Here is a 17,669-nt window from a genome sequence, read left to right as displayed (position 1 = left end):
GGACGGCCGTCGCGTCGAGACCCTACGCGCGCCCGATCGGCGCCAGGACCGCAGCCGTCAGCGTGGTCAGGTCGCCGGGGGACAGCTCCACCTCAAGGCCGCGGCGGCCCGCCGAGATGCAGATCGTGGTGTGCGCCGAGGCCGAGGCGTCCAGTACGGTGCGGAGCTTCTTGCGCTGGCCCAGGGGTGAGATGCCGCCCAGGACGTAGCCCGTGGAGCGTTCCGCCGCCGCCGGGTCCGCCATCGTCGCGCGCTTGCCGCCGACCGCCGTGGCCAGGGCCTTGAGGTCCAGGGAGCCCGACACCGGGACCATCGCCACCGTCAGCTCGCCGTCGACGTCCGCGAGCAGCGTCTTGAAGACCCGGTCGGGGGTGACGCCCAGCGCCTCGGCGGCCTCCTCGCCGTAGGAGGGGGCCGACGGGTCGTGCTCGTACGCGTGCAGGGTGTACGGCGTGCCGGACGCGGTGAGGGCCACCGTCGCCGGAGTTCCGCCGGACTGCTTCTTCGGCTTCTTCGCCATGGGGGGCCTCAGTTGGGGTTCGTCGGGTGCCGCGTCAGTTCCGTGGCGGGCAGCGACGGGAGGTGGCGGATCACCGCGGTTTCCGCGCGCAGCAGTTTCAGTTCCTCACGGAGCCTGCTCGCCGTGTCGGGAGCCTGGAGCAGGCGCTGCTTCGCCGGTACGTCCAGTACGACGGCCGCCGCGACCAGGTACGAGACCACCGACGGCTCGTCGGGCAGGTCAGCGCCCGTGGTGAGGGAGCGCTCGCGCGCCCCGGCCAGCCGCTTCTGGTAGCTGCGGAAGGCGCGCAGGACGCCTTCGGCGAGCGCGCCGGCGCCGTCGCCCGCGTCCTCCTCCAGCTCCTCGATCTCGGCCGTCAGGAACGGACCGCTCGCGTCCACCGAGAGGATCTTCACCCGGGTGGTGCCCGTGGCGAGCACCTCGAAGCTGCCGTCGTCGCGTTCCCTGATCGTCGCCGCGTCGGCGATGCAGCCCACCGGGTGGAAGGCCTTCGCGGGGTCGGTGCCGAAGCCGGCCGCAGGGCCGCGCTCCAGGAAGTTGGTCTGGTCCGGCATGCCGGGGGCAGTGGGGGCGACCTCCAGACCGTCCCGGATGGCCACCACGGCGAAGCGGCGCGGCTCTTCCTCGTCGGTCTTGAGCAGCTCGCGCATCATGGCGCGATAACGCTCCTCGAAGATGTTCAGGGGCAGCACGAGGCCCGGGAACAGCACCGAGTTGAGCGGGAAGAGGGGGAGACGAACGGTGGTCACAACGCTCAAGCGTAATGGCCGCCGGAGCGGCGGCGACCGGCCGCCTGGCCCAGGGGCGTCGAGGCGGCGGCCCGGATGCACGCGGTGTCGCGCAGTTCGAGGACGCGGCGCAGCGGATCGTCGCCCAGCTGGGCCCAGGGGAAGGACGTCGCATAGGGGCCGATCAGCCGGAACTGTTCGAGCGCATCGGCCCATCGCTCCCGCCGGATCAGGACGTACGCGAGCAGATTGCGCACCTCCGCCGGCCAGGCGTCGCCGACCTCGTACCCGGCCGAAAGCGCGATCGCGAGGTCGGCCGCCGCGTCGATCCGGTCCGTCGCGACGGCCAGGCGGCCGCCGTTGAGGAGGTACGCGAAGGCCGCGCGGACGGGCAGAGCCTGGATCAGCGAACCGGGCAGCGCGTCCTGGGCGGCCTCCTCGGCGAAGTCGAAGCACTCGCTGTGCGAGCCGTACCACTGGGCGGAGAGGTACTGGAGGGCGGCGACGTGGCAGCCGTAGTGGTGCGAGGAGCGCCGTACGGCCTGCTCCCACAGGTCCTCGAAAGCGGTGTGCGTGGCGTGCGTGCCGCGGGCGTGGTCGAGCGCGATGCGCCAGGGCACCGGGTCGCGCGGATCGGCGTCGGCGGCAGCCGTGATCAGCGGGCCGATCTCGCGCAGCCGCTCGGCGCGCGCGGGCGACTCCCAGGCCCTGCGGACCGCGAGTTCGGCCTTGAGCACCAGTGCGTCCGGGTCCTCGGGGAGGGCTCCGAGCCAGTCGGCCAGCCACTCGTGGCGGCTGTGCGCGAAGGCGGCGAGCCGCAGGACGTACCGGTCGCGGTTCTCCCATTCGGCGGCGTCACGGGTGGTCGCGAGGAGCTTGGCGGCCGGTTCGTACTCGCCCAGGGCAGCGGCGACGAGCGCCGGGGCGAGCCGCTCGTCCGGGGCGTCGAGCAGCATCTCGTCGTCGGCGGGCAGGCCGGGGGCGAGCGGTGGCTGCTGGCGCAGCATGCGCTTGGTGCCCATCAGGGCACGTACGAATGACATGGTGCGATCCATTGAAAACCGCAGGTGGGAGCGGCGCCAGTAGGGCACTGTGAAGCTTTGGCAGAGGCCGTGATGGTTGTACGCAGTCAGGTCAAGGCCCGGCAAAGAACCGGGTAGGGCTGTGCCGGTTCCGGGTGCGGGCGAGCTGGGGCTCCGGTCACCCCCGGCGCAGCAGCCGGGACGCGCCCGTCGCCACCGTCGTCGCCAGGATCCAGCCCAGCAGGATCAGCGCCGCCGCCGCCCACTGCCAGCCGCCGTACAGCTTCCAGTAGCCGTCCTGGCCGAGATTGATCACCGGGACCAGCAGGTCGAGGGCGTAGAGCGCCGCGTTCCACTGGGGGTGCTGGTCCGGCTGGATCGGCGCCGGGTCGTAGCGGGAGAAGGCCAGCGCGCCCGCCGCCCACAGGACCGCCATCCACAGGGCGGCGCGGCCCGGCCGGTAGCCGTAGGCGACCGTCCAGTCCTGCAGATAGCCCCAGAGCTTCGCGGCCAGCGGCAGCGTCTCGCGCCGTCTGCGCTGCTTGGCCAGGAGCACCTCGCGGGCGTCCGCGTCCTCGCCGCTGGAGCGCAGGACCGCCGCGAGGCGCTCGTACGGTTCCGGGGCGTACTCCGGGGTCGCGGCAAGGACCCACTCCAGACGCCGGGTGAGCGGGAAGTGCCCGACGGGGATGAGGTTCTCGTAACTGAAGCCGCCCATCGCCAGGCCCCCGGGTCCCGGCCAACTCGTCGCCACATCGACCAGGTTGACGACTCTGGCGCCCGAAAGCACCACCTTGCCCTGCTCGGGATGCTCGCCGAGGAAGCGCAGCTCGGGCGTCTGGATCCGGCGCAGCGACAGCTCCTGTCCCTCGCGCATCACGAACCGCGCTGCCTCGAAGTCCACCGCGTCACCGAACCGCGCGTCGTCGAGCCGCATCCCGCCCTCGCACACCAGTGGCTGGATGCGGGTGCCGCGCGCGGGGGTCTGGTTCATTCCGTACGGGGAGGTGCCCGCGTCGAACACCGCAGACGCCGTCAGATAGAAGGTCCGCTCGACGGTCAGCTGCGGGGCGTTCAGCGCCCGGCGACCGGCCGGGTTGATCAGCCGGCTGCCGTTCAGGGTCAGGGAGACCCCGACCTTCGCCGCCCGCAGGCTGATCTCGCCGTGCGACTCGAGCTGCTCGGCCTGCAGGTCCTGGGCGACGAAAAGCCCGTCGGCGGCGATCGAGCGGCCCTTGCGGTCGGGTCCCACCACGAGCTGGCTGATCAGCAGGTCGGTACCGATATGGGCGTCGGTGAGCCGGATCCCGCCCGGCACCCGGCAGCGCGGCAGATGCAGATCGCCCTCGGTGGTCAGCCGGGCCGCTTCGAGGCGGGGGATCGCGCAGGCGACCAGGCGGATCGTGGTGAAGCGGCACTCGGGCAGCAGCACCTCGTTCTCGAAGCGGCAGTTGTTCAGTTCCACGTACGGGGTGACCGTGCCGCCGGAGAGATCGAGCGTCCCGCTGATCTGCACCCCGTCGAGCTTCAGCGCCGCCACCCGCCCCGCCAGCGCGGGCGGCCCGCTGAGCAGCAGCAGGGCCACGACCCGGGCGCGGACCGTGCGCTCGGGGCCCCAGGGGCGGGCGGACATCGGATCGTCGAGCGCCGGATTGAGGGTGCGCAGGTCGTAGGTGCTTCCGTTGCGGAAGGCCTGCCACATCCCCAGCTCGCATCCGGTGAGCCAGTCGGGCGCATCCCCGTCGTCCTGCTGCGCCTCCGTCACTGCCGCCCCTCCCTGCCCATGAGTGATGGGTCGAACGCTAGTGGTCACGACAGGAGGTCGCGGTGTGTATCAGCCATTGATACGGGCGACGGGCGCCGGAGGCCGTCTGAGAGAATTGGTCCCGTGATCTCACGAATCGATCTGCGCGGCGACGCCCTCCCCGAGGGCGGCGCCCTGCGCGACCTGCTGCCCCGTGCCGACTTCGACGTGACCGCCGCCCTGGAGAAGGTGCGGCCCATCTGCGAGGACGTGCATCATCGTGGCGACGCGGCGCTGATCGACTTCGCGGCGAAATTCGACGGAGTGCGGCTCGCGCAGGTCCGCGTGCCCGCCGCCGCACTCGCCGACGCCCTCCGGCAGCTCGACCCCAAGGTCAGGGCCGCCCTGGAGGAGTCGATCCGCCGCGCCCGCATCGTGCACCGCGAGCAGCGCCGCACCGACAAGGTCACCCAGGTCGTCCCCGGCGGCACCGTGGCCGAGAAGTGGGTGCCGGTCGACCGCGTCGGGATCTACGCACCCGGCGGCCGCTCCGTCTACCCGTCCTCCGTGATCATGGGCGTCGTCCCGGCGCAGGAAGCGGGCGTCGAGTCGATCGCTCTCGCCTCCCCGGCCCAGGCCGAGTTCGACGGCCTGCCGCACCCCACGATCCTGGCCGCCTGTGTGCTGCTCGGTATCGACGAGGTGTACGCGGCCGGAGGGGCCACCGCCGTCGCGATGTTCGCGTACGGCACCGAGTCCTGCCTCCCCGCCAATTTGGTCGTCGGCCCGGGCAACATCTGGGTCGCCGCCGCCAAGCGCTACTTCGCCGGCCGCATCGGCATCGACGCCGAAGCCGGTCCCACCGAGATCGCCGTCCTCGCCGACGAGACCGCCGACCCGGTGCACGTCGCCGCCGACCTGATCAGCCAGGCCGAGCACGACCCGCTCGCCGCGGCCGTCCTGGTCACCGACTCCGCGGAGCTCGCGAGCGCCGTGGAGAAGGAGCTGGAGCCGCAGGTCGCCGCCGCCAAGCACCGTGCGGACCGGATCACCCCTGCCCTCGCGGGCAGGCAGTCCGCGATCGTCCTCGTCGAGAACATCGAGGACGGCCTCGCCGTCGTCAACGCGTACGGCGCCGAGCACCTGGAGATCCAGACCGCGAACGCGGCACAGGTCGCCGACCGCGTGCGCAACGCCGGAGCGATCTTCGTCGGCCCCTGGGCCCCGGTCTCCCTCGGCGACTACTGCGCCGGTTCCAACCACGTCCTGCCCACCGGTGGCTGCGCCTGCCACTCCTCGGGCCTCTCGGTCCAGTCCTTCCTGCGCGGCATCCACATCGTCGACTACACGCGCGACGCCCTCGCCGAGGTCACCCACCATGTGGTGACGCTCGCCGAGGCCGAGGATCTGCCCGCACACGGCGCGGCGCTCAAGGCGCGCTTCGGTTGGAAGGTGCCGTCATGACCGGGATCGACGATCTTCCCGTACGGGACGAACTGCGCGGCAAGTCCCCTTACGGCGCGCCCCAGTTGGACGTCCCCGTACGCCTCAACACCAACGAGAACCCCTACCCGCTCCCCGAAGCCCTCGTCGAGCGCATCGCCGAGCGCGTGAAGGAAGCGGCCCGCGACCTCAACCGCTACCCCGACAGGGACGCGGTCGAGCTCCGTACGGAACTCGCGAAATACCTCACCCGCACCGCCGGCCACGAGGTCTCCACCGCCCAGGTCTGGGCGGCCAACGGCTCCAACGAAGTCCTCCAGCAGCTGCTGCAGACCTTCGGCGGACCCGGCCGCACCGCCATCGGCTTCGAGCCCTCGTACTCGATGCACGCCCTCATCTCCCGCGGCACCGGCACCGGCTGGATCTCAGGACCGCGCAACGACGACTTCACCATCGACGTCGACGCCGCCTGCGCGACCATCGCCGCCGAGAAGCCCGACGTCGTCTTCATCACCTCCCCCAACAACCCCACCGGCACCGCGGTCGGCGCCGAGACGGTCCTCGCCCTGTACGAGGCCGCGCAGGCGGCGAAGCCCTCGATGGTCGTGATCGACGAGGCGTACGGCGAATTCAGCCACGCCCCGTCCCTCCTCCCGCTGATCGAGGGCCGCCCGCACCTGGTCCTCTCCCGCACCATGTCCAAGGCCTTCGGCGCCGCGGGCCTGCGCCTGGGCTACCTGGCCGCCGACCCGGCCGTCGTGGACGCCGTACAACTGGTGCGCCTGCCGTACCACCTGTCCTCCGTCACCCAGGCGACCGCGCTGGCCGCCCTGGAGCACACCGACACGCTCCTCGGCTACGTCGAGCAGCTCAAGGCCGAGCGGGACCGCCTGGTCACCGAGCTGACCGCCATCGGATACGAAGTCACCGCATCCGACGCCAACTTCATCCAGTTCGGCCGCTTCGAGGACGCCCACGCCGTCTGGCAGGCGATCCTCGACCACGGCGTACTGATCCGCGACAACGGAGTCCCCGGATGGCTCCGCGTCTCGGTCGGCACCCCCGCCGAGAACGACGCGTTCCTCGAAGCGGTACGCACACTCTTCAAAGAGATCAGCGCCAAGGAGATCACCGCATGAGCCGCATCGGACGCGTCGAGCGCACGACCAAGGAGACCTCGGTCGTCGTCGAGATCAACCTCGACGGCACCGGCAAGGTCGACGTGTCGACCGGCGTCGGCTTCTACGACCACATGCTCGACCAGCTCGGCCGCCACGGCCTCTTCGACCTCACGGTCAAGACCGAGGGCGACCTGCACATCGACTCCCACCACACCATCGAGGACACCGCCCTCGCGCTGGGCGCCGCCTTCAAGCAGGCGCTCGGCGACAAGGTGGGCATCTACCGCTTCGGCAACTGCACGGTCCCCCTGGACGAGTCCCTCGCCCAGGTCACCGTGGACCTCTCGGGCCGCCCGTACCTCGTGCACACCGAGCCCGAGAAGATGGCGCCGATGATCGGCGAGTACGACACGACGATGACCCGGCACATCCTGGAGTCCTTCGTCGCCCAGGCGCAGATCGCGCTGCACGTCCACGTGCCGTACGGACGCAACGCCCACCACATCGTCGAGTGCCAGTTCAAGGCCCTTGCGCGGGCGCTGCGTTACGCAGCCGAACACGACCCGCGTGCCGCGGGCATCCTTCCTTCGACCAAGGGCGCGCTGTAAGCATGACCGGCCTCAACACCATCCTCATCGTCCTCGGCCTCTTCCTCGCCGGCGGCGTCTACTCCTTCGCCAAGCAGAAGATGCCCGCCAGCCTCATCGTGCTGCTCTCCATCGGCGCGGTCATGTGCCTGGTCTCCGGCGTCCTGCGCATCCAGGGACTCTGGTCATGAGCACTCCCAAGAAGGTCGTGGTCTTCGACTACGGATTCGGCAACGTCCGCTCCGCCGAGCGCGCCCTGGCCCACGTCGGCGCGGAGGTCGAGATCACCCGCGACTACGACACGGCGATGGCCGCCGACGGCCTGCTCGTCCCCGGCGTCGGCGCCTTCTCCGCCTGCATGCAGGGGCTCAAGGAAGCGCGCGGCGACTGGATCATCGGCCGCCGGCTCTCCGGCGGCCGCCCGGTGATGGGCATCTGCGTCGGCATGCAGATCCTCTTCGAGCGCGGCATCGAGCACGGCGTGGAGACCGAAGGCCTCGACGAGTGGCCCGGCACGGTCGGCCCGCTCAAGGCCGACATCGTCCCGCACATGGGCTGGAACACCGTCGAAGCCCCGGCCGACTCCCAGCTCTTCGCGGGCCTGGACGCCGATGCGCGCTACTACTTCGTGCACTCCTACGCGGCTCACGACTGGTCCCTGGAAGTCACCAACCCCGCCATCAGGGCCCCGCGCGTCACCTTCTCCACGCACGGCGAGCGCTTCGTGTCGGCCGTCGAGAACGGCGCCCTCATGGCCACGCAGTTCCACCCCGAAAAGTCCGGCGACGCCGGCGCCCAGCTGCTGACCAACTGGATCGGAACCCTGTAATGGCCAAGCTCGAACTCCTCCCCGCCGTAGACGTACGCGACGGCCAGGCAGTGCGCCTCGTCCATGGCGAGTCCGGCTCCGAGACGTCCTACGGCTCCCCGCTCGAAGCCGCCCTCACCTGGCAGCGCGCGGGCGCCGAGTGGCTGCACCTGGTCGACCTCGACGCCGCCTTCGGCACCGGCGACAACCGTGCGCTGATCGCCGAGGTCTCGGCCGCGATGGACATCAAGGTCGAGCTCTCGGGCGGCATCCGCGACGACGCCACGCTCGCAGCGGCCCTCGCCACCGGCTGCACCCGCGTCAACCTCGGCACCGCGGCCCTGGAGACCCCCGAGTGGGTCGCCAAGGTCATCGCCGAGTACGGCGAAAGGATCGCGGTGGGCCTGGACGTACGGGGAACGACCCTGCGCGGCCGCGGCTGGACCCGCGACGGCGGCGACCTCTACGAGACCCTGGCCCGCCTCGACTCCGAGGGCTGCGCCCGCTATGTCGTCACCGACATCGCCAAGGACGGCACGCTCACGGGCCCGAACCTGGAGCTCCTGCGCAATGTCTGCGCCGCCACCGACAAGCCCGTCGTCGCCTCGGGCGGCGTCTCGTCCCTGGACGACCTGCGCGCCATCTCCACCCTGGTCCCCGAGGGTGTCGAGGGCGCGATCGTAGGAAAGGCCCTGTACGCCGAGGCCTTCACGCTGGAAGAAGCCCTGAAGGTGGTGGCGTCGTCATGACCGACTCCGTACGCAAGATCTCCTCGGGCGGCCCCTGGGAGGAGTCCATCGGCTACTCGCGCGCCGTGGAACTCCCCAACGGCCTTGTCCTGGTGTCGGGTTGCACCGCCGTCGTCAACGGCAGGATCGCCGAAGGCGGCCCGTACGAGCAGGCGATCGCCGCCTTCAGCGTGGCCGTCGACGCGCTCAAGGAGCTCGGTCTGGACGCGGGCCACGTGGTCCGCACCCGGATGTACATCACGCACGCACGGGACGTCGACGACGTGGGCCGCGCCCACAAAGAGGTCTTCGACGCGGTCCGCCCGGCCGCATCCATGATCATCGTCTCCGGATTCGTCGACCCCAGCCTGGTCGTCGAGGTCGAGATCGAGGCGTACCGGGGCGAATCATGAGTCTCGCCATACGCGTCATCCCCTGCCTGGACGTGGACAACGGCCGGGTCGTCAAGGGCGTCAACTTCCAGAACCTGCGAGATGCGGGCGACCCGGTCGAGATGGCCAAGCTGTACGACGCCGAGGGCGCGGACGAGCTGACCTTCCTCGACATCACGGCGTCCTCCGGCAACCGCGAGACGACGTACGACGTGGTCCGCCGCACCGCGGAGCAGGTCTTCATCCCCCTCACGGTCGGCGGCGGCGTCCGTACGACCGAGGACGTCGACAAGCTGCTGCGTGCGGGCGCGGACAAGGTGGGCGTGAACACCGCGGCCATCGCCCGCCCCGACCTGATCCGCGAGATCGCCGAGCGCTTCGGCCGCCAGGTGCTGGTCCTGTCGGTGGACGCCCGCCGTACGGCATCGGGCTCCTTCGAGGTGACGACGCACGGCGGCCGCACCTCGGCGGGCATCGACGCGGTCGAATGGGCGCACCAGGCAGCCGAATTGGGCGCGGGCGAGATCCTGCTCAACTCCATGGACGCCGACGGCACCAAGGACGGCTACGACACGGAGATGATCGCGGCGGTACGCAAGCACGTGACCGTCCCCGTCATCGCCTCCGGCGGAGCGGGCCGGCTGGCCGACTTCCCCCCGGCGATCGAGGCGGGCGCGGACGCGGTCCTCGCGGCCTCGGTCTTCCACTTCGGCGATCTGCGCATCCAGCAGGTCAAGGACGCCCTGCGCGAGGCGGGTCACCCCGTCCGCTAATCGGGTTGCGTGCCCACTGCACATGCCCCTACGGTCCTCCCTGCTGATCGCCGCGAGCAGGGGGACCGTTGAACAGGGCCGCGCAGAAGAACACGACCACCGGGGAGATACGCCCCCGGCCCGCCTACCGCGACCGCAATGTGCTGCGCTGGCTGGTCGCCTACAGCGCCTCGCTTCTCGGCGACGGGATCTACTTCGTCGCCCTCGCCTGGGCCGCCAACTCCGTTGCCTCGCCCGCCGAGGTGGGGATCGTCATGGCGATGGGCTCCATCCCCCGGGCGGTGCTCATGCTCGGCGGGGGAGTGGTGGCCGACCGCTTCGGGCCGCGTGCCGTCGTCCTGGGCTCGGACGCCCTGCGCTGCCTGGTGATCCTGGCCGTCGCCGCCGCGCTGGTGTTCTCCTCGCCGGGGCTGTGGGTGCTGATCGCGGTGGCGCTGGTCTTCGGGGTCGTCGACGCGCTGTTCCTCCCGGCCGTGGGTGCGCTGCCGCCGCGCATCACCGAGCCCTCCGAAGTCGTACGCCTGCAGAGCATGGTGATGCTGGCAGGCCGTCTCAGCCGCACCACCGCCCCGCCAATCGCCGGTATGGCCATGGGACTTGGCGGCTCGGCCGCCGCATTCGCCCTCGCGGGCGCCCTGTTCTGTCTGTCGCTCGCGCTCCTGTGGGCGGTACGGATCGGCTCGCTCCCCGCCGACGACACGATCAAGGACGCCGCCCCCGCGACGCCCACCACCCCCTGGCGCGATCTGGTCGAGGGCTTGACCTACATCCGCCGCCACAAGGTGATCGGCCCGCTCGTGCTCTCCGGTGCCATGAGCCAGTTCGGCATCATCGCCCCGCTCACCGTCGGCCTGGTGCTGCTCTGCGACCAGCGCGGCTGGGGCGCCGGCGGCATGGGCTGGATCTCGGGTGTGTTCGGCGTGGGGACGACATCGATGGCGCTGCTCCTGACCGTACGAGGGCGCCTCCCGCGCGCCGGCATGGTGCAGAACGTCTCCCTGGTCGTCGCCTCCGCGGGCATCGCCGCGATCGGCCTCGTGCCCTCGCTGCCCGGAGCGGTGGCTGTCGCCTTGCTGTCCGGGCTGGCCAGCGGGGTCTGCGGCGGTCTTGCGGTGAGCCTGATCCAGACGGCCACCGACCGGGCGTATCTGGGCCGGGTCAGCTCGGTCATGGCGCTGACGGGTGTGGGCATCGCCCCGCTCGCGTACCCCCTCTTCGGCGTACTGACCGAATTCACCGGCACCGCCCCGCTCTACGTCGCGGGCGGCGCGCTCAGCGCACTGGGCGCGACGATCGGGCTCGCTTCCCGGGCGGTACGGGGTGCGGAGCTGCCCGAGGTGCGGGCGTAGGAGCCCCGGATTCCGAAAGAATAGTTGCGCAATTTTTATTGCGCAGTTTTTCTTTCCTATCTACGGTGGAGGCATGACGGAGCGAGAAACCCGATACATCAAGGACCTGGGCACCCTGAAAGCGCTCGGGCACCCGTTGCGCATGCGGCTCTACCGGGCGCTGTACATCGCCCGCGTCGCCACCGCGTCCCAGTTGGCCGAACGCGTCGACGAGGCGGTCTCGCTGACGAGCTACCACCTGCGCAAGCTCGCCGAGCACGGCCTCGTCGAGGAGGCGGAGCCGCAAGGCACGGACGGCCGGGAGCGGTGGTGGCAGCTCACCTCGGACGGGATGGGTGTCCGGCACGAGGATGTACGGGAGGCGCCCGAGATGCTCGCCGCGCAAGGTTCTCTCGTCCGGACGTTCTTCCAGCAGCGCTCGGAGCTCTACCTCCGCCACCTCGACGAGGCGGAGACCTGGAACACGGAATGGCGTTCCGCATCACTCGACTCCGAGTGGGTGCCCCGACTCACTGCCGCTGAACTGGCGTCCATGCGCGGTGAGTTGAGCGACCTGGTCAAGAAGTACCAGGACAAGGGCAGGGCCGCCGACGAAGCGGGCGACACCGAAGGGCGCGAGCATGTCGCGCTCCACGTCTATGGCTTCCCCTTCCGCCCATGACCGCCGCCGACGCCGCGCTCATAGCCGCGGCCACCCCCGAGCGCCCCGCCCACCGCGACGGCAACGTCCTGCGCTGGCTCGCCGCGTACACCGCGTCGACCGTCGGCGACAACATCTACTTCCTGGCGCTGTCCTGGGCCGCCGTCCGCTCGGGCAGCCCCACCCAGGCCGGGCTCGTCCTCGCCGTGGGCGCCGTACCGCGCGCCCTGCTGATGCTCGGCGGGGGAGTGGTCGCCGACCGGTTCGGGCCGCGCCGGGTCGTCATCGGCAGCGACGCGGCGCGCGCCGCGGTGATCCTGGGCATGGCTCTCGCCCTGCTCTTCGTGAGCCCGGCGCTGTGGATGCTGATCGCCGTGGCCCTGATGTTCGGGGTCGTGGACGCCCTGTTCATGCCCGCCGTCGGCGCCCTGCCGCCCCGGATCGTGGCTCCCGGGCAGCTGGCACGCGTGCAAGGGCTGCGCGGCATCGCGTACCGGGCAGGCGGCATTTCCGGGGCGTCCCTGGGCGGACTCGCCGTCGCGCTCGGGGGTTCGGCGGCCGCGTTCGCCGCCGCCGGGATGCTCTTCGTGCTCTCCCTGCCGCTGTTGTCCGGCCTGAGGATCGGACCGCTCCCCGACACTGGGGAGGCCAAGGAGGATGGCACCGCCTGGCGCCAACTGGCCGACGGCATACGGTACATACGCCGCCACCGCGTCCTCGCCCCGCTCATGCTCGTCATCGCCGTCGGCGAATTCGGCTTCTCGGGTCCGGCGAACATCGGCCTCACCCTGCTGGTCCAGGAGCGGGGCTGGGGCGCGTCCGGCATGGGCTGGATCGTCGCCGGATTCGGTGCAGGCGCGGGGGTGGCGGCCCTGTTCCTGGCGATACGGGGACGCGTCCCGTACGCGGGTCTGGTCCAGTCGTACGCACTCATCGGGGGAGCGGCGGCCATCGCGGGCCTCGCCTTCACCCACGCCATAGCCCTCGCCGTACTGGCGGGCTTCGCCATCGGCGCCCTGGCCGGCCTCGCCGGGGCGATCTGCGGGGCGCTCACCCAGACCCAGAGCGACCCGGCCTACTTGGGCCGCGTCACCTCGGTCTCGATGCTGATGGCGCTCGGCATCGCCCCGCTCACCTACCCGCTCACCGGCGCGGCGATCGGCCTCTGGGGCACGGTCCCGGTCTTCGTCACGAGCGCCGCGGTGTGCGCGACGGGCGGCCTCCTCGGACTCGCGTCCAAGGAGCTCCGCCGCGTCCAACTCCCGCGCTAAAGCCCGAGTTTGGCTTCCAAGGCCTTCGCCGAGGCGTCCTTGTCCCCGTCCAGTTCCACCCGGGCCGCGTCCTGCCGTCCGTAGACGAACAGCGTCAGCTCGCCCGGCTCGCCGGTCACCGTCACCACCGGGGCGCCCCGGTGCGCGACCGCCGTCTGGCCGTCGGGGCGGCGCAGCACCAGACCCACCGGCGACTTGCGCCCCACCAGCCGGGCGGCCTTCTCGAGTCGACGCCACAGGGTGTCGGAGAAGACCGGGTCCAGCTCGCGCGGCGTCCAGTCGGGCTGGGCGCGGCGGACGTCCTCGGCGTGGATGTAGAACTCCACGGCGTTCGCGCCCTCGTCGATCTGCTTGAGGGCGTACGGGGAGAACTTCGGAGGCCCGGTGCGCAGGAGCTGGATCAGCTCCTCGTACGGCTTCGAGGCGAACTCCGCCTGCACTCGTTCCAGGCGCCCCTTGAGCGCGCCGAGGACGATTCCGCCGGCCGCGTCCAGGCGGCGCTCGCGCACCACCACATGGGCGGCGAGATCTCGGGTCTTCCAGCCGTCGCAGAGCGTCGGGGCGTCCGGTCCGGCCGCTTCCAACAGATCGGCGAGGAGAAGTCGTTCACGCTTCGCATGGGTCGACATGGGCGCCAGCGTACGACCGGGAGACCCGTCCCGCCCAGTGGACGTGACGCGGAGGTGTCCGCGCGTCGCGGCACAATGGACGTATGACCAGCACGCCCAGCAGTCTCGACCCCGCCGTCGCCGCCCGCCTCAAGCGCAGCCCCGAGGGCCTGGTGCCGGCCGTCGCCCAGCAGTACGACACCGGCGAGGTGCTGATGCTGGGGTGGATGGACGACGAGGCGCTCCACCGGACGCTGACCACGGGACGGTGCACGTACTGGTCGCGCAGCCGCAGGGAGTACTGGGTCAAGGGCGACACCTCGGGCCACTTCCAGCACGTGAAGTCCGTCGCGCTGGACTGCGACGGCGACACCCTCCTCGTGAAGGTCGACCAGATCGGCGCGGCCTGTCACACGGGCGAGCGGACCTGCTTCGACGCGGACGTGCTGCTGACCGTGCCCACCCCGTAGAACAGCTTGATGTCGTCCTTGTCGTGCAGCACGATGCGCGACGGGTCGCCGCGGAACGCGACGCCGTCGACGGTCGCGCGCCCGCCGGAGCACCGCACTCCCCACTCGACGAGGAACTGGCCCAGCGTGAAATCGCGCCACACCGCCGACTCGACGTGCAGTTTCCCCGAGCGGTCGTGGGTGTGCAGCGGGCTGTAGCGGGGCTTGGGTCCGGTGCGGTCGATGCCGACATCCGCCGGGACGGGGACCCGCCGGCCGTCCACGTAGACCGTCAGATGCGGATGGATGTGCATCGCCATCGCCTCTTCGTCGAGCATCGTCAGACCGGCGGCCTTCACGCGCGACGCCACGTCCCCCGTGACGGGCACGCAAGGCCCGGGGCCTGTGAGGAGGACGGTCAGGGCTGCGGCGGAAGCGAGGAGCGGCGTGATCATTCCTCGGTTCTAGTGGGTCGCGGTCCACTCCTCGGCCTGCAACGCCGACCGCCCCCCGCACAGCTCTAAGCTTTCCGCCATGGACCTTGAGACCTTCCGCAAGCTCGCCGTCGACCGCCGTGTCATTCCCGTCAGCCGCCGGCTGCTCGCGGACGGCGACACCCCGGTCGGGCTCTACCGCAAGCTCGCCGCCGAGCGCCCGGGGACGTTCCTGCTGGAGTCCGCGGAGAACGGCCGGTCCTGGGCCCGCTATTCGTTCATCGGCGTACGGTCCGCCGCCACCCTCACCTCCCGCGAAGGCCAGGCCCACTGGCAGGGCACCCCGCCCGTCGGCGTCCCGGTCGACGGCGACCCGCTGCTCGCGCTGCGCGCCACGGGCGAGGCGCTGCACACCCCGCGCGACCTGGCCGGCGGACTGCCGCCCTTCACCGGGGGCATGGTCGGCTATCTCGGGTACGACATCGTGCGCCGCCTGGAGAAGATCGGCCCGGGGGAGCGCGACGACCTCCAGCTGCCCGAGCTGACCATGCTGCTCACCTCGGACCTTGCGGTCATGGACCACTGGGAGGGGTCGGTGCTGCTGATCGCCAACGCGATCAACCACAACGACCTGGCGAGCGGCGTCGACGAGGCGTACGCGGACGCGGTCGCCCGCCTCGACGCGATGGAGGCCGACCTGGCGCGGTCCGTGCCGAGCGCGCCCGTCGAGCTGCCCGCCTCCGAGCTCCCGGAGTACACCGCGCTGTGGGGCGGCAAGGCCTACCAGGACGCCGTCGACGACATCAAGGAGCGGATCAGGGCGGGCGAGGCCTTCCAGGTCGTACCGTCCCAGCGCTTCGAAACCCCTTGCACGGCAAGCGCGTTGGACGTCTACCGGGTCCTGCGGGCCACCAACCCCTCCCCGTACATGTACCTCTTCCGCTTCGACGGTTTCGACGTGGTCGGCTCCAGCCCCGAGGCCCTGGTCAAGGTCGAGGACGGGCGCGCGATGGTGCACCCCATCGCCGGCACCCGCCACCGCGGCGCGACACCGCAGGAGGACCAGGCGCTCGCCGAGGAGCTGCTCGCCGATCCCAAGGAGCGGGCCGAGCACCTGATGCTGGTCGACCTCGGCCGCAACGACCTGGGGCGGGTCTGCGAGCCGGGCTCCGTCGAGGTCGTCGACTTCATGTCGGTCGAGAAGTACTCGCACGTCATGCACATCGTCTCGACGGTGACCGGGCAGGTCGCCGAGGGCCGCACCGCCTTCGACGTGCTCACCGCCTGCTTCCCCGCCGGCACGCTCTCCGGCGCTCCCAAGCCCCGCGCGATGCAGATCATCGACGAGCTGGAGCCCTCCCGGCGCGGCCTGTACGGCGGCTGCGTCGGCTACCTCGACTTCGCAGGCGACTCCGACACGGCGATCGCGATCCGCACCGCGCTGCTGCGCGACGGGACCGCGTACGTGCAGGCCGGAGCCGGCGTGGTGGCCGACTCCGACCCGGTGGCGGAGGACACGGAGTGCCGCAACAAGGCGGCCGCCGTGCTCCGCGCGGTGCACACGGCCAACAGGATCAGCCGGTGATCAGCCGGTGAAGGCCGCCGTTCCGCTCGGCGTGCCGAGGCCCGTCGGACCGTCGTAGCCGGACTTCGCGGTGCACAGGTAGGTCCCCGAGCAGCTGCCGTTCGATCCGCTCGTCACGTCGTTGAGCGAGGTGGTGTGGGCGTACGGGAACGAGGTCGGGTACGAGCCCGACGACGGCGTCCCGGCCAGCGCGTACACCGCCGCGATGATCGGCGAGGAGGCGCTGGTGCCGCCGAAGGTGTACCAGCCCGCGGTGATCCCGTACGAGTCGTAGACCGCCACGCCCGTCGCCGGGTCGGCGACCGCCGAGACGTCGGAGATCGTGCGCTTCGCGCAGCCGGTGTCCTTCTGCCAGGTCTGCTTGGCGTCGTACGCGGAGCAGCCGGATCCGGTGCCCTCGGTGGAGTTCGTCGACCAGACGGACTCGGTCCAGCCGCGGGTGTTGGACGCGGAGGAGAGGGCGGTGCCGCCCACCGAGGTCACGTACTTGGAGGCCGCCGGGTACTCCGCGCCGTAACCGGAGTCGCCCGCGCTGACGGTGATCGCGACGCCCGGGTGGTTGAAGTACTTGGTGTCGTAGCCGGTGTCACTGGAGGACTCGGAGCCGCCGTAGCTGTTGGAGACGTACTTGGCGCCGAGGGTGACCGCCTCGTTGACCGCGGTGCCGAGGTTGGCCATGGACGCGGTCTTCGCCTCGACGAGCAGGATGTGGCAGTTGGGGCAGACGGCGCTGGCCATGTCGAGGTCGAGGGATATCTCCTCCGACCAGCCGGCGTCGGCGGCGGGCAGCGAGGTGGTGGAGCCGGTCTGGCCGACCTTCTTGAAGCAGCCGTTGGCCGTGGTGCAGGCCGAAAGCCCGTACTGGGCGCGGTACTTGGCGAGGTCCGCCTCGGCGTTCGGGTCGTTGTACGCGTCCACGATCGCGATCGTGGCGCCGCTGCCCTGGGAGGCGGCGGCCGAGGTCAGTCCGTAGGCGCTCTGCAGATTGCCGGGCCCGTAACCCGAGGGGGCCGCGGCGGCGGCGTCCGGCTTCACGGTCTCGGTCCGCGCGGCGTGCACGGTGCCGCCGCTGACCCGAAGTGCCTTGCAGGCCATGACGTTCTTCTGCGTCGGCGCCGCACAGGCGCGGGTGACGGTGACGCCGCTGTGGGGGGAGGATGCGGTCGCCGCGACGCCCGAGGGGGCACCGAAGGCGAACAAGGCCGTGGCGAAAGCAGCCGCCGCGGCGAGGGTGAGGGGTCTGCGCATCGAGATGCCTCCGAGAGGTCGGTGAACCGGGGAAGGGTGCGGGTGCGCTGTGCAGCCCGTTGCGCCTGGTGGGCGACGGGCCGAAGTGAACGTAGGAGTGATGCGAGCACGTCAACAAGCGGAACCTCGGAAGCTCTACCTCCGCTTTGCCTTCGGGGGAATTCGATGGCGGATCGCTGACCAGAGCATGGGCATGACAGGGGTCTACGCGGGTTGACC

The 17,669-nt window shown here is 71.1% G+C and carries 20 protein-coding genes; 13 read left to right on the top strand and 7 right to left on the bottom strand.

Annotated elements, in window-relative coordinates; translation table 11 throughout:
- Nucleotides 1-22 precede the first annotated feature (22 nt).
- The 4 genes from ybaK to AB0H78_RS29500 form a co-directional block, all read right to left on the bottom strand.
- Nucleotides 23-520 (bottom strand): Cys-tRNA(Pro) deacylase, encoded by a 498-nt coding sequence (ybaK, locus tag AB0H78_RS29515; protein ID WP_363237692.1) that lies wholly within the window; start codon nucleotides 518-520, stop codon nucleotides 23-25.
- A gap of 8 nt (nucleotides 521-528) precedes the next feature.
- Entirely contained in the window at nucleotides 529-1,269 is a 741-nt protein-coding gene (locus tag AB0H78_RS29510; protein ID WP_363237691.1) for an LON peptidase substrate-binding domain-containing protein, read from the bottom strand.
- 5 nt (nucleotides 1,270-1,274) lie between these two features.
- On the bottom strand, nucleotides 1,275-2,303 hold the full coding sequence (locus AB0H78_RS29505; protein ID WP_363237690.1) for a hypothetical protein: 1,029 nt from the start codon (nucleotides 2,301-2,303) through the stop codon (nucleotides 1,275-1,277).
- A gap of 145 nt (nucleotides 2,304-2,448) precedes the next feature.
- Nucleotides 2,449-3,972 carry an oxidoreductase gene (locus AB0H78_RS29500; RefSeq protein ID WP_363237807.1) on the bottom strand — a complete coding sequence of 508 codons (1,524 nt, stop codon included), beginning with the start codon at nucleotides 3,970-3,972 and terminating at the stop codon, nucleotides 2,449-2,451.
- A 186-nt stretch (nucleotides 3,973-4,158) separates the two neighbouring features.
- On the opposite strand from AB0H78_RS29500, the gene hisD reads away from it, so the two are divergent.
- The 11 genes from hisD to AB0H78_RS29445 all read left to right on the top strand — a co-directional run bounded on the left by hisD (nucleotide 4,159) and on the right by AB0H78_RS29445 (nucleotide 13,126).
- Nucleotides 4,159-5,478: a histidinol dehydrogenase gene (hisD, locus tag AB0H78_RS29495; protein ID WP_363237689.1), complete on the top strand. Its 1,320-nt coding sequence runs from the start codon at nucleotides 4,159-4,161 to the stop codon at nucleotides 5,476-5,478.
- Nucleotides 5,475-6,596: a histidinol-phosphate transaminase gene (locus tag AB0H78_RS29490; RefSeq protein ID WP_363237688.1), complete on the top strand. Its 1,122-nt coding sequence runs from the start codon at nucleotides 5,475-5,477 to the stop codon at nucleotides 6,594-6,596. Before hisD ends, AB0H78_RS29490 begins: the two co-directional genes overlap by 4 nt.
- Entirely contained in the window at nucleotides 6,593-7,186 is a 594-nt protein-coding gene (hisB, locus tag AB0H78_RS29485; RefSeq protein WP_363237687.1) for an imidazoleglycerol-phosphate dehydratase HisB, read from the top strand. Before AB0H78_RS29490 ends, hisB begins: the two co-directional genes overlap by 4 nt.
- A 2-nt stretch (nucleotides 7,187-7,188) precedes the next feature.
- Nucleotides 7,189-7,356 carry a hypothetical protein gene (locus AB0H78_RS29480; protein WP_363237686.1) on the top strand — a complete coding sequence of 56 codons (168 nt, stop codon included), beginning with the start codon at nucleotides 7,189-7,191 and terminating at the stop codon, nucleotides 7,354-7,356.
- Nucleotides 7,347-7,994: an imidazole glycerol phosphate synthase subunit HisH gene (gene hisH / locus AB0H78_RS29475; protein ID WP_363237806.1), complete on the top strand. Its 648-nt coding sequence runs from the start codon at nucleotides 7,347-7,349 to the stop codon at nucleotides 7,992-7,994. Before AB0H78_RS29480 ends, hisH begins: the two co-directional genes overlap by 10 nt.
- Entirely contained in the window at nucleotides 7,994-8,722 is a 729-nt protein-coding gene (priA, locus tag AB0H78_RS29470) for a bifunctional 1-(5-phosphoribosyl)-5-((5-phosphoribosylamino)methylideneamino)imidazole-4-carboxamide isomerase/phosphoribosylanthranilate isomerase PriA (protein WP_363237685.1), read from the top strand. Before hisH ends, priA begins: the two co-directional genes overlap by 1 nt.
- Entirely contained in the window at nucleotides 8,719-9,114 is a 396-nt protein-coding gene (locus AB0H78_RS29465; RefSeq protein ID WP_363237684.1) for a RidA family protein, read from the top strand. The genes priA and AB0H78_RS29465 overlap by 4 nt, the downstream gene beginning before the upstream one ends.
- Nucleotides 9,111-9,866: an imidazole glycerol phosphate synthase subunit HisF gene (gene hisF, locus AB0H78_RS29460; protein ID WP_363237683.1), complete on the top strand. Its 756-nt coding sequence runs from the start codon at nucleotides 9,111-9,113 to the stop codon at nucleotides 9,864-9,866. Before AB0H78_RS29465 ends, hisF begins: the two co-directional genes overlap by 4 nt.
- A 68-nt stretch (nucleotides 9,867-9,934) precedes the next feature.
- The gene (locus tag AB0H78_RS29455) at nucleotides 9,935-11,215 is read left to right on the top strand and encodes an MFS transporter (RefSeq protein WP_363237682.1); all 1,281 of its coding nucleotides are present in this window, start codon (nucleotides 9,935-9,937) and stop codon (nucleotides 11,213-11,215) included.
- A 73-nt stretch (nucleotides 11,216-11,288) separates the two neighbouring features.
- The gene (locus AB0H78_RS29450) at nucleotides 11,289-11,876 is read left to right on the top strand and encodes a helix-turn-helix domain-containing protein (protein ID WP_363237681.1); all 588 of its coding nucleotides are present in this window, start codon (nucleotides 11,289-11,291) and stop codon (nucleotides 11,874-11,876) included.
- Nucleotides 11,873-13,126: an MFS transporter gene (locus tag AB0H78_RS29445; protein ID WP_363237680.1), complete on the top strand. Its 1,254-nt coding sequence runs from the start codon at nucleotides 11,873-11,875 to the stop codon at nucleotides 13,124-13,126. Before AB0H78_RS29450 ends, AB0H78_RS29445 begins: the two co-directional genes overlap by 4 nt.
- On the opposite strand, the gene AB0H78_RS29440 is transcribed toward AB0H78_RS29445, so the two are convergent.
- Complete coding sequence (locus AB0H78_RS29440; protein ID WP_363237679.1) at nucleotides 13,123-13,755, bottom strand: TIGR03085 family metal-binding protein; 633 nt, start codon at nucleotides 13,753-13,755, stop codon at nucleotides 13,123-13,125. The genes AB0H78_RS29445 and AB0H78_RS29440 overlap by 4 nt on opposite strands.
- Nucleotides 13,756-13,838: 83 nt before the next feature.
- Between AB0H78_RS29440 and hisI the strand changes: the two genes are divergently transcribed.
- Nucleotides 13,839-14,204 (top strand): phosphoribosyl-AMP cyclohydrolase, encoded by a 366-nt coding sequence (gene hisI / locus AB0H78_RS29435; protein WP_363237678.1) that lies wholly within the window; start codon nucleotides 13,839-13,841, stop codon nucleotides 14,202-14,204.
- Here the strand turns inward: hisI and AB0H78_RS29430 are convergent.
- The gene (locus AB0H78_RS29430; RefSeq protein WP_363237677.1) at nucleotides 14,144-14,638 is read right to left on the bottom strand and encodes a hypothetical protein; all 495 of its coding nucleotides are present in this window, start codon (nucleotides 14,636-14,638) and stop codon (nucleotides 14,144-14,146) included. The genes hisI and AB0H78_RS29430 overlap by 61 nt on opposite strands.
- A gap of 79 nt (nucleotides 14,639-14,717) precedes the next feature.
- Here AB0H78_RS29430 and AB0H78_RS29425 point away from each other — a divergent pair, with 79 nt between their 5' ends.
- Complete coding sequence (locus tag AB0H78_RS29425; RefSeq protein ID WP_363237676.1) at nucleotides 14,718-16,202, top strand: anthranilate synthase component I; 1,485 nt, start codon at nucleotides 14,718-14,720, stop codon at nucleotides 16,200-16,202.
- Here AB0H78_RS29425 and AB0H78_RS29420 read toward each other — a convergent pair whose 3' ends face one another.
- Nucleotides 16,203-17,297: a S53 family peptidase gene (locus AB0H78_RS29420; RefSeq protein WP_363237805.1), complete on the bottom strand. Its 1,095-nt coding sequence runs from the start codon at nucleotides 17,295-17,297 to the stop codon at nucleotides 16,203-16,205. It lies immediately after the preceding gene.
- Nucleotides 17,298-17,669: the final 372 nt, after the last annotated feature.

Origin of the sequence: Streptomyces sp. NPDC050738 (assembly GCF_040654175.1) — a bacterium.
In the GTDB taxonomy this organism is placed as follows: Bacteria; Actinomycetota; Actinomycetes; order Streptomycetales; family Streptomycetaceae; genus Streptomyces.
The sequence above is the reverse complement of the archived record's forward strand: the minus strand, read 5'-3'. Positions and strand labels throughout refer to the sequence as shown.